Annotated in this window: 1 protein-coding gene; it reads left to right on the forward strand. The window is 68.9% G+C overall.

Annotated features, from left to right (window positions below; genetic code table 11):
• The coding region (locus ACFYOY_RS48615; protein ID WP_388594504.1) for a type I polyketide synthase at nucleotides 1-13,003 on the forward strand (13,003 nt) is incomplete at both ends.

A 13,003-nucleotide genomic window follows, 5' to 3' on the forward strand; every position in this document is an offset into this window, starting at 1 on the left:
TCTGCGTACCGTGGTGCATGCGGCGGGTGTCCTCGACGACGGTGTGCTCGAATCGCTGACCCCGGAGCGGATCCGGGAGGTGATGCGGGTCAAGGTTGCGGGGGCGCGGTATCTGGATGAGTTGACGCGGGGTCGGGATCTGGATGCTTTTGTGTTGTTCTCGTCGGCTGCGGGGACCGTGGGCAATGCGGGTCAGGGAAGTTATGCGGCGGCCAATGCGGTGTTGGACGGGTTGGCTTGGCGGCGTCGGGCGGAGGGGCTGGTAGCCACATCGGTGGCCTGGGGCGCCTGGGCCGACAGCGGCATGGGGGCCGGGCACGCACGGGCCATGGCGCCACCGCTGGCGCTGGCCGCCCTTCAGGGAGCTTTGGACGACGACGAGACCGCATTGGTGATCGCGGACATCGATTGGGAGCACTTCGGCTCGCGGTTCGTCGGGGCGCGGCCGAACCCGCTGCTTGGCGAATTGCTGGGTGGCGTCGCTCGCCGCGCGCCCATGGCGGACGAGTTCGTCGACCGACTGCGGGGCCTCCCTCCGGTCGAGCGGGAACGGGCGGTCCTTGAGCTCGTACGTGGCCAGGTGGCCGCCGTTCTGGGGCATGCCACCCCGGCGGCGATCGACCCCGTGGCCACATTCCAGTCAGCCGGCTTCGACTCTCTGACCGCGATCGAACTCCGCAATCGACTCATGGCGGCCACCGGCGTACAGACACCTGCCTCGGTCGTGTTCGACTACCCCACGCCGGAACTCCTCGCCGGCCACCTGCGGGAGCAGCTGCTAGGGATGGGATCGGCAGCTCTCTCGGCGACGGTCGCCACGACTTTGGTGGATGACGACCCGATTGCGATCATTGGCATGAGCTGTCGGTTCCCCGGTGGGGTCGACTCGCCCGAAGAACTGTGGCGGCTCCTGGAATCGGGAACGGACGCCATATCCGCCTTTCCGCTGGATCGGGGCTGGGATCTCGTCGGCGGAGCCGACGGCGTCTCGGTCGGGGCGGGTGGTTTCCTCTACACGGCTGCCGACTTCGATCCCGCCTTCTTCGGGATCTCGCCGCGTGAGGCCGTCGCGATGGATCCGCAGCAGCGGCTGTTGCTGGAGGTCTCGTGGGAGGTCTTCGAGCGGGCCGGGATCGCCGTGGACGCCTTGCGGGGGAGCTCCACCGGAGTGTTCGTCGGCACCAACGGTCAGGATTACGCCGCCCTCGTCGGTAACGCGCCACAGCGTACGGACGGCCATCTGGCCACCGGCAGCGCGGCGAGCGTGGCGTCCGGCCGGCTGTCCTACACCTTCGGGCTCGAGGGCCCGGCCGTCACCGTGGACACCGCGTGTTCGTCGTCGTTGGTCGCCATGCACCTGGCCGCGCAGGCGCTGCGTGCAGGCGAATGCGGTATGGCGCTCGCGGGCGGCGCGACGGTGATGGCCACGTCCACCGCATTCGCTGAGTTCTCCCGCCAGGGGGCGTTGGCTTCCGATGGCCGGTGCAAGGCGTTCGCGGCGGCGGCGGACGGCACCGGCTGGGGCGAAGGTGTGGGCATCCTCCTGCTGGAGCGGCTGTCCGACGCCGAGCGGAACGGCCACCGGGTGCTGGCCGTCATGCGTGGCTCCGCCGTCAACCAGGATGGTGCGTCGAATGGGCTGACGGCTCCGAATGGTCCGTCGCAGCAGCGGGTGATTCGGCAGGCGTTGGCGAATGCCCGTTTGTCGGCGGCGGATGTGGACGCGGTGGAGGCGCACGGTACGGGGACGACGCTGGGCGATCCGATCGAGGCTCAGGCGCTGTTGGCCACCTATGGTCAGGACCGGGATCCGGAGCGGCCGCTGTTGCTGGGCTCTGTGAAGTCGAACATTGGTCATACGCAGGCGGCGGCGGGTGTGGCCGGTGTGATCAAGATGGTGATGGCGATGCGCCACGGTGTGTTGCCGCAGAGCCTGCACATCGACGAGCCCACTCCCCACGTGGACTGGACGGCCGGACGGATCGCACTGCTTACGGAACCGTCCCTCTGGCCTCAGAGGGGAGTGCCGCGACGGGCCGGGGTCTCCTCGTTCGGCGTAAGTGGCACCAATGCGCATGTCATCCTCGAGCAGGCATCCGTGGCGGCCGAACCCGAGACGGTGCGAACGACCGAACCCTCAGCCGTTCCATGGGTGCTGTCGGCACGGAGCGAGGCGGGGTTGCGGGCCCACGCCGCCAGGCTCCGGTCCTTCGTGAGCGCCGATGGTGGCGTACATCCGGTGGATGTCGGCTGGTCGCTGGCATCGACCCGAGCGATGTTGTCTCACCGTGCGGTGGTCGTGGGGGTCGACCGCGCTGAGCTGTTGCGTGGCCTGGAGGCGGTGGCGAACGGAACTCCCGGCCAAGGAGCGGTGACCGGTGAGGCCGGATCGCTCACCGGAGTGGTGTTCGTCTTCCCGGGTCAGGGGTCGCAGTGGGCCGGGATGGCGTTGGAGTTGATGGAGTCCTCGCCGGTGTTCGCGGGGCGGATGCGTGAATGTGCGGATGTGTTGGCTCCGTTGGTGGAGTGGTCGCTGTTCGATGTGCTGGGTGATGAGGTGGCGCTGGGCCGGGTGGATGTGGTGCAGCCGGTGTTGTGGGCGGTGATGGTGTCGTTGGCGGAGTTGTGGCGTTCGTACGGTGTGGTGCCGTCGGCGGTGGTGGGTCATTCGCAGGGTGAGATCGCGGCGGCGTGTGTGGCGGGTGGTCTGTCGTTGGCGGATGGGGCGCGGGTGGTGGCCTTGCGGAGCAAGGCGCTGGCGGCTCTGTCGGGTCGGGGTGGGATGGTGTCCGTCCCGGTGTCTGCCGATCGGCTGCGGGATCGTCCGGGGTTGTCGGTGGCGGCGGTGAATGGTCCGGCGTCGACGGTGGTGTCGGGTGCGGTTGAGGTGCTGGATGCGGTGCTGGTGGAGTTTCCGGAGGCCAAGCGGATTCCGGTGGACTATGCCTCGCACTCCCCACAGGTGGAGGAGATACGGGAAGAGCTGGCGGAGGCTCTGGCGAGTGTGGAGCCGCGTAGTGGGCGGGTTCCGTTCTATTCGACGGTGACCGGGCGGCTGCTGGATACCGCGGGGCTGGATGCCGGGTACTGGTTCCGGAATCTGCGCGAGACCGTGGAGTTCCAGGGCACGATCGAGGGCCTGCTGGAGCTTGGGCACACGGTGTTCGTCGAGGCCAGTCCGCATCCGGTGCTGACCATCGGCATCCAGGACACCGCAGACGCCACCGATACCCCGATCATCACGACCGGATCACTGCGCCGCGACGACGGCGGACCCGCCCGCTTCCTGACCGCGCTGGCCGAACTGTCCGTACGAGGGGTGACGGCGGACTGGCGGCAGGCGTTCGGAGGGCCCGGCGCCCGGCATGTCGACTTGCCGACCTACCCATTCCAGCGGGAGCGCTTCTGGGTCGAGCCCACCGCCCCGGGCGTGGTCCGAGACGGGGACACCACCGCGGACAGCGAGTTCTGGGCAGCCATCGAGCGCGAAGACGCCGCATCGCTGGCGACCGTTCTGCAGGTCGATGACGCGTCGCTCGGTGACCTGCTGCCCGCCTTGTCGGCCTGGCGCCGCCGGCGGCAGGAGAGGTCCGCGCTCGAGGCGGTTCGGTACCAGGTCAACTGGAAGCCGCTCGCCGAGGACTGGGCCGCGATGCTGTCGGGCTCTTGGCTGGTTGTGGTTTCCCAGGCCGATGCCGAGCATGAGTGGGTCTCCGGCGTCTGCGAGGCACTCGCTCAGCACGGGGCCGAGCCAGTGGTGTGTTCGGTGGACGAGCGGCACCTGGATCGTGCTGTGCTGTCCGCCCAGCTGACGAGCATGACCGCTTCGACTAGCACGACCGGCCCGACCAGCACGACCGGCACAAGCAGCACGACCGGCCCGACCAGCGCGACCGGCGCGAGCAGCGCGACCGGCGCGAGCAGCGCGAGCAGCGCGAGCAGCGCGACGAATGTCCGGGGCGTGGTGTCGCTGGTCGCCTTGGACCAGCGGCCGCACCCGGACTTCGCCTCCGTTCCCGTCGGCTTCGCGATGACGGTGCTGTTGACTCAGGCTTTGAGCGACGCCGGTGTGGAGGCCCCGCTGTGGAGCCTGACCCAACGAGCCGTGTCGACCGGGCCCGGGGACACCCTCGTCGAGCCCGCACCGGCATCGGCACTGGTGTGGGGCGTCGGCCGAGTGATCGCGCTCGAGCAGCCACTGCGCTGGGGTGGTCTGATCGACCTGCCGACCGGGGTGAACGCGAGGGCATGCGCACAGCTGGCGAGGGTCCTGGCAGGTGCTTCGGGCGAGGACCAGGTCGCGATCCGGGCGGTGGGAACCTTCGGGCGCAGGCTCGTCCATGCCCCCGCGTTGCGGACCGACCTGCCGTCCTGGAATCCGAGCGGGACCGTACTGGTCACCGGAGGCACCGGAGCACTGGGCGGCCATATCGCGCGGTGGCTGGCGCAGCAGGGCGCGGAGCACCTCGTGCTGACCAGCCGGCGCGGCATGGCCGCGCCCGGGGCGTCCGAGCTCGTCGCGGACCTGGAGGTGGCCGGAGCGGCGGTGACGGTGGCCGAGTGCGATGTGGCCGAGCGCGCCCAACTGGCCGCGCTGATAGCCGAGGTGGGCCCGCTGACGGCCGTGGTGCACACGGCCGCCCTGCTGGACGATGCGACGGTCGAGTCCCTGACCACCGAGCAACTGCACCGGGTACTGCGCGTCAAGGCCGACGGTGCGATGCATCTGCACGAGCTGACCCGCGACATGGAGCTGTCCGCGTTCGTGCTCTTCTCCTCCTTGTCCGGGACCGTCGGTACACCAGGGCAGGGCAACTACGCACCGGGCAACGCCTTCCTCGATGCACTGGCCGAGTGCCGCAGGGCCGAGGGCCTGGTGGCGACCTCCGTGGCCTGGGGCCTGTGGGCCGGTGGCGGTATGGGGGAGAGCGAAGCCGGTGAGGTGGCCCGGCGGCATGGCGTTCCGGCACTGTCCCCCGAACTGGCGGTGGCCGCTCTGCGTATGGCCATCGAGCAGGGCGACACGGTGGTCACCGTCGCCGACATCGAGTGGGAACGCCATTACGCTGCCTTCACCGCGACCAGGCCCAGCCCCCTGCTCGCCGACCTTCCGGAAGTACGGCGACTCGTCGACGCGGGGGCCGCTTCCGTCGTCGAGGAGACGGGCGTTGACCGATCCGGACTCGGCGAGCGTTTGGCCGGGCTTGACGGGGCCGAGCAGCGGCGACTGCTGCTCGACATGGTGCGCCGCAGCGTCGCCTTGGTGCTCGGGCATACTGACCCGGAGAGCGTGCCGTCTCATCGCGCCTTCAAGGAGCTCGGCTTCGACTCCGTGACAGCGGTCGAATTCCGCAACCGGCTGGGTGCCGCGACCGGTCTGCGGCTGCCGGCCACTGCCGTATTCGACTACCCGACCCCGCTCGCCCTGGCGGAATACGCGTGCTCCGAACTGCTGGGGACGGTCGGGGAGCCTCTGGGCGCCGAGCCCCTGCGCGCCGAGCCGAGCGGGACCCTCGTGGACGACGATCCGATCGTGATCGTAGGAATGAGCTGCCGCTTCCCCGGCGGAGTGAGCTCGCCGGAGGACCTGTGGCGCCTTCTCGCCGAGGGCGGGGACGCGATGTCGGCCTTCCCCGCGGACCGTGGCTGGGACCTGGCCGGGCTCTTCCACAGCGACCCTGGCCACTCGGGGACCTCGTACACGCGGACAGGTGGCTTCGTACATGACGCGACCGCGTTCGACGCGGGGTTCTTCGGTATCTCCCCGCGTGAGGCGACCGCGATGGATCCGCAGCAGCGGCTGCTGCTGGAGGCGTCGTGGGAGGCGTTCGAGCGGGCGGGGATCGATCCTCGGTCGCTGCGGGGCAGCAGGACGGGAGTGTTCGCCGGTACCAACGGCCAGGACTACGTCAGCCTTTTGGGCGGAGATCAGCCGCAGGATTACGAGGGCCATGTCGGAACGGGCAATTCGGCGTCGGTGATGTCCGGCCGGATCGCCTATGTCCTGGGCCTCGAGGGACCGGCACTGACGGTGGATACGGCGTGTTCGTCGTCGCTGGTGGCGTTGCATTTGGCGGTGCAGGCGCTGCGGAACGGTGAGTGTTCGCTGGCGCTTGCGGGCGGTGTCACGGTGATGGCGACACCGAGTCTGTTCGTGGAGTTCTCCCGCCAGCGCGGCCTCGCCGCGGACGGTCGGTGCAAGGCATTCGCTGGGGCGGCGGACGGCACCGGCTTCTCCGAGGGTGTGGGGATGCTGGTGGTGGAGCGGTTGTCCGATGCTGAGCGTCTTGGGCATCGGGTGTTGGCGGTGGTGCGGGGTTCGGCGGTGAATCAGGATGGTGCGTCGAATGGGTTGACGGCGCCGAATGGTCCGTCGCAGCAGCGGGTGATCCGGCAGGCGCTGGCGAGCGCCGGGCTTGCTGCTCGGGATGTGGATGCGGTGGAGGCGCACGGTACGGGGACGACCCTGGGTGACCCGATCGAGGCGCAGGCGCTGTTGGCCACGTACGGTCAGGATCGGAACCCGGAGCGGCCGCTGTTGCTGGGCTCGGTGAAGTCCAACATCGGACATACCCAGGCGGCCGCGGGTGTCGCTGGACTCATCAAGATGGTTCTGGCCTTGCACAACGGTGTGCTGCCCCGGACCCTGCACGTCGATGAGCCGTCGCCGCATGTGGATTGGTCGGCTGGTGGGGTGGAGTTGCTGACCGAGCCTGTGGTGTGGCCGGATGTGGATCGGCCGCGTCGGGTGGGTGTGTCGGCGTTCGGGGTGAGTGGGACGAATGCGCATGTGATTGTGGAGCAGGCGCCTGTGGTGGTGGGGGAGGCTGGGGGCGAGCGTGTGGGGCTGCCTGCTGTGCCGTGGGTGGTGTCGGGTGTGGGTGAGGCGGCGGTGCGGGCGCAGGCGGAGCGGCTGTGTGGCTTTGTGGCGGGGGATGCTGGGTTGGATGTGGTGGATGTGGGGTGGTCGTTGGTGGCTGCTCGTTCTGCGTTGTCGCATCGTGCGGTGGTGGTGGGTGCGGATCGTGATGAGTTGTTGGGTGGGTTGGGTTCGGTTGTTGTGGGGGTTCCAGTGGGTGGTGGGTTGGGTGTGGTGTTTGCGGGTCAGGGGTCGCAGCGGTTGGGGATGGGGCGTGGGTTGTATGAGGCGTATCCGGTGTTTGCCGCGGCGTGGGATGAGGTGTGTGGGGAGCTGGATCGGTATGTGGAGCGGCCTTTGGGTGAGGTGGTGTGGGGTGATGACGCGGGCCTGATCGGGGAGACGGTGTATGCGCAGGCGGGTTTGTTTGCGCTTGAGGTGTCGTTGTATCGGCTGATGGTCTCGTGGGGTGTGCAGCCGGACTATTTGCTGGGTCATTCGGTTGGTGAGTTGGCGGCGGCGTGTGTGGCGGGTGTGTGGTCGTTGGAGGATGCGGCGCGGGTGGTGGCTGCTCGGGGTCGTCTGATGCAGGCATTGCCGTCGGGCGGCACGATGGTTTCTGTGGCGGCGTCGGAGGATGAGGTACGGCCGCTGCTGACCGAGGGCGTGGCTGTCGCGGCGGTGAATGGCCCTGAGTCGGTGGTCTTGTCCGGTGGTGCGGATGAGGTGGCTGAGGTCGCGGGTGTGTTGGCTGGTCGGGGGGTGCGGACGCGGTGGTTGCGGGTGAGTCATGCGTTTCATTCGTCGCGTATGGACGGGATGCTGGCGGAGTTCGGTGAGGTGCTCGGGTCGGTGGAGTTCCGGGCTCCGAGTGTGCCGGTGGTGTCGAACGTATCCGGTGTGGTGGCGGGTGAGGAGTTGTGTTTGCCGGAGTATTGGGTGCGTCATGTGCGGGAGACGGTCCGGTTCGCCGACGGGCTGGAGACGCTTCGTGGGCTGGGCGTCAGTACCTTCCTGGAGCTGGGCCCCGATGGCACGTTGAGCGCTCTGGCTGATGGTGATGGTCTGCCCGTGCTGCGTCCGGATCGTCCGGAGCCGACCGCTGCCATGGAGGCTGTGGGCGGGCTGTATGTCCGGGGCATCCAGATCGATTGGGCGGCGGTGTTCCCGGGTGCTCGGCGGGTTGATTTGCCGACGTATGCGTTCCAGCGTGAGCGGTTCTGGCTGGAGCCGTCCCCGGTCCAGCCCGCGACCAGCGCGGTGGATGCCGCGTTCTGGGACGCGGTCGAGCGTGGTGATACTCAGGCGCTGGGCGTTGACCAGGAACAGCCGTTGAGTGCCGTGTTGCCTGCCTTGGCGTCGTGGCGGCGGGCGCAGCAGGAACAGTCGGTGGTCGATGGTTGGCGGTATCGGCTTGGTTGGACGCGGGTCACGGGTGTGCCGTCCGGGGAGGTGCTGACGGGGACCTGGCTGGTCGTGGTGGAGCCGGGTGCTGACGGTGCTGGCGGTGCCGATGTGGCCGTTGCGCTGCGGTCGGCCGGGGCGGATGTCCGGGTCGTGACGGCGGTGGAGCCGGGCGATGTGGCGGTCGCGGGTGTGGTGTCGTTGCTGTCGGTCGAGGCGACGGTGTCCCTGCTGCAGAACCTCCTGGCCGCGGGGATAGACGCGCCGTTGTGGTGTGTCACCCGGGGTGCGGTCTCCGTGGCGGACGGGGATGTGGTGGATCCGTACGCGTCGGCGGTCTGGGGGCTGGGCCGCGTGATCGGCCTGGAGCATCCGGAGCGTTGGGGCGGGCTGATCGACCTGCCCACGGAGATGGATGCGCATGCGGGCCCCTTGCTGGCCGGGGTTCTCGCCGGACACACCGGAGAGGATCAGATCGCGATCCGTGCCGCTGAGGCATGGGGCGCCCGGCTGACCCGGGTGACACCGGCGGCGGACACGTCCGCCGGGTGGCATGGCCGGGGAGCCGCCTTGATCACCGGGGGTACGGGTGCGCTGGGCGGTCATGTGGCGCGCTGGCTGGCCGGGACCGGTGTGGAGCGCATCGTGCTGACGAGCCGCCGGGGGATCGACGCCCCCGGTGCGACCGAGTTGGTGGCCGGGCTGGAGGAACTCGGAGTCCAGGTGGCTGTGGCCGCGTGTGATGTCGCCGATCGGGACGCGGTCGCGGCACTGCTGGCCGGCATTCCCGATCTCCGGGTCGTCGTGCACGCCGCGGGGGTGCCAAGTTGGGGCGCGGTGGACAGCCTGACATCCGACGAGTTCGAGGAGAGCGTGCGATCGAAGGTTGCCGGAGCGGCGCACCTGGACGCACTACTGGCGGACACCGATCTGGATGCTTTTGTGTTGTTCTCGTCGGTTGCGGGGGTGTGGGGGAGCGGTCGTCAGTCGGCGTATGCGGCGGCGAATGCGTTTTTGGATGGGTTGGCGTGGCGGCGTCGTGGTGTTGGGTTGGTGGCGACTTCGGTGGCGTGGGGTATGTGGGGTGGTGGTGGTATGGCTGTTGGGGGTGAGGAGTTTCTGGTTGAGCGTGGTGTGTCGGGGATGGCTCCGGGGGCGGCTGTGGTGGCGTTGCGGCGGGCGTTGTGTGACGACGAGACGGCGCTCGTGGTGGCGGATGTGGACTGGCAGCGGTTCGGGCCGAGGTTCACGGCGCTGCGTCCGAGTCCCCTGCTGAGCGAGCTGATAGCCGACACGTCCGAGCCGACCGCGTCTACGGCTGGCGAATTCGCCGCCACGCTCAGGGGGTTGTCGCGGCAGGAGCGGGATCGTGCGGTCGCGGAGCTCGTACGGACGCATGCCGCCGAGGTGTTGGGTCACCGGAATCCGACCGCCATCGAGTTCGACCGGACGTTCCAGGAGCTGGGCTTCGACTCGCTGACTGCCGTGGAACTGCGGGACCGGCTCAGTACGGCTACCCAGCTGAGCTTCCCGGCTTCCGTGATCTTCGACTACCCGACCCCGGCGGCGCTCGCCGAGCATGTGTGCGGGGAGGCGCTCGGGCTGGCCGAAGAGATACAGATACCGCACACGCCGAGTGCCGTGGATGACGATCCGATCGTGATCGTCGGGATGAGCTGCCGCTTCCCGGGTGGTGTGGACTCTCCCGAGGCACTGTGGCGGATGGTCAGCGCCGGCGACGACGCCGTATCGCACTTCCCCTCCGACCGTGGCTGGGATCTGGCCGGTGTGTATGACGCCGACGCCACTCGCTCGGGCCGGTCATACGTCCGCTCGGGTGGCTTCCTCCACGACGCGGCCGAGTTCGACGCCGGGTTCTTCGGGATCTCGCCGCGTGAGGCGCTGGCGATGGATCCGCAGCAGCGGCTGCTGCTGGAGGCGTCGTGGGAGGCATTCGAACGGGCCGGAATCCCGGCGTCGACGCTCAAGGGCAGCCAGACCGGTGTCTTCGTGGGCGCGTCCGCACAGGGCTACGGCGGCGGAGACGGGCAGGCCCCGGAAGGCTCCGAGGGATATCGTCTGACCGGCAACGCGAGCAGTGTGGTGTCCGGTCGGGTGGCTTACACGTTCGGGCTGGAGGGCCCAGCGGTCACGGTGGACACGGCGTGTTCTTCCTCGCTGGTGGCTCTGCACTGGGCGGTGCGGGCGCTGCGGTCGGGCGAGTGTTCCCTCGCCCTGGCAGGCGGGGTGACGGTGATGGCGACACCCGCCACCTTCGTGGAGTTCTCGCGTCAGCGCGGGCTGGCCGCCGATGGCCGGTGCAAGTCCTTCGCCGCTGGCGCGGACGGGACCGGCTGGTCCGAGGGTGTCGGCATGCTGCTGGTCGAACGGCTGTCGGACGCCGAGCGGAACGGGCACCCGGTGCTGGCCGTTGTTTCCGGCTCCGCGGTGAACCAGGATGGAGCGTCGAATGGGTTGACGGCGCCGAATGGTCCGTCGCAGCAGCGGGTGATCCGGCAGGCGCTGGCGAGCGCCGGGCTTGCTGCTCGGGATGTCGATGCGGTGGAGGCGCACGGTACGGGGACGACGTTGGGTGATCCGATCGAGGCGCAGGCGTTGTTGGCCACGTATGGCCAGGATCGGGATCCTGGTCGGCCGTTGTGGTTGGGTTCGGTGAAGTCGAACATTGGTCATACGCAGGCGGCGGCGGGTGTGGCCGGTGTGATCAAGATGGTGATGGCGTTGCGGTATGCGCTGTTGCCGCGGACGTTGCATGTGGATGAGCCGTCGCCGCATGTGGATTGGTCGGCTGGTGGGGTGGAGTTGCTGACCGAGCCTGTGGTGTGGCCGGATGTGGATCGGCCGCGTCGGGTGGGTGTGTCGGCGTTCGGGGTGAGTGGGACGAATGCGCATGTGATTGTGGAGCAGGCGCCTGTGGTGGTGGGGGAGGCTGGGGGCGAGCGTGTGGGGCTGCCTGCTGTGCCGTGGGTGGTGTCGGGTGTGGGTGAGGCGGCGGTGCGGGCGCAGGTGGAGCGGTTGCGCCGGTCTGTGGCGGACAACCCCGAGTGGGATCCGGCTGACGTGGGGTGGTCTTTGGTGGCTGCTCGTTCTGCGTTGTCGCATCGTGCGGTGGTGGTGGGTGCGGATCGCGCGGGGCTCCTTGGGGCTTTGGAGGGGCCGGTTGTTGTGGGGATTCCAGTCGGCGGTGGGTTGGGTGTGGTGTTTGCGGGTCAGGGGTCGCAGCGGTTGGGGATGGGGCGTGGGTTGTATGAGGCGTATCCGGTGTTTGCCGCGGCGTGGGATGAGGTGTGTGGGGAGCTGGACCGGTATCTGGAGCGGCCTTTGGGTGAGGTGGTGTGGGGTGATGACGCTGAGTTGTTCGGGGAGACGGTGTATGCGCAGGCGGGTTTGTTTGCGCTTGAGGTGTCGTTGTATCGGCTGATGGTCTCGTGGGGTGTGAAGCCGGATTATCTGCTGGGTCATTCGGTTGGTGAGTTGGCGGCGGCGTGTGTGGCGGGTGTGTGGTCGTTGGAGGATGCCGCATGTGTAGTTGCCGCACGCGGTCGTCTGATGCAGGCGTTGCCGTCGGGCGGCGCGATGGTTTCTGTGGCGGCGTCGGAGGATGAGGTACGGCCGCTGCTGGTGGAGGGCGTGGCGGTTGCGGCGGTGAATGGCCCTGAGTCGGTGGTGTTGTCCGGTGATGAGGAGGCGGTTCGTGCCGTCGAGGAGGTGTTCATCGGTCGGGGGGTGCGGACGCGGTGGTTGCGGGTGAGTCATGCGTTTCATTCGTCGCATATGGAAGGGATGCTGGCGGAGTTCGGTGAGGTGCTCGGGTCGGTGGAGTTCCGGGCTCCGAGTGTGCCGGTGGTGTCAAATGTGTCGGGTGTGGTGGCGGGTGAGGAGTTGCGCTCGCCGGAGTATTGGGTGCGCCATGTGCGGGAGACGGTCCGGTTCGCCGACGGGCTGGACACACTCCGTGGGCTGGGCGTCAGTACCTTCCTGGAGCTGGGCCCCGATGGCACGTTGTCCGTTCTGGCCGATGGCGATGGTCTGCCCGTACTCCGTCCGGATCGTCCGGAGCCGACCGCTGCCATGGAGGCTGTGGGCGGGCTGTATGTCCGGGGCATCCAGATCGATTGGGCGGCGGTGTTCCCCGGCGGTCGACCGGTCGATCTCCCCACCTATGCCTTCCAAAGGCAGCGGTTCTGGCTGGAGCCGTCCTCGGCCCAGCCCGCGACCAGCGCGGTGGATGCCGCGTTCTGGGACGCGGTCGAGCGTGGTGATACTCAGGCGCTGGGCGTTGACGAGGAACAGCCGTTGAGTGCCGTGTTGCCTGCCTTGGCGTCGTGGCGGCGGGCGAAGCAGGAACAGTCGGTGGTCGATGGTTGGCGGTATCGGCTTGGTTGGACGCGGGTCACGGGTGTGCCGTCCGGGGAGGTGCTGACGGGGACCTGGCTGGTCGTGGTGGAGCCGGGTGCTGACGGTGCTGGCGGTGCCGATGTGGCCGTTGCGCTGCGGTCGGCCGGGGCGGATGTCCGGGTCGTGACGGCGGTGGAGCCGGGCGATGTGGCGGTCGCGGGTGTGGTGTCGTTGCTGTCGGTCGAGGCGGCGGTGTCGCTGCTGCAGGACCTTGTGGCCGTCGGGGTCGATGCGCCGTTGTGGTGTGTCACCCGGGGTGCGGTCTCCGTGGTGGACGGCGACGTGGTGGATCCTGACCAGGCCGGAGTCTGGGGTCTCGGC

The sequence above is a fragment of the Streptomyces sp. NPDC007875 genome, from assembly GCF_042868035.1.
In the GTDB taxonomy this organism is placed as follows: Bacteria; Actinomycetota; Actinomycetes; order Streptomycetales; family Streptomycetaceae; genus Streptomyces; species Streptomyces antimycoticus.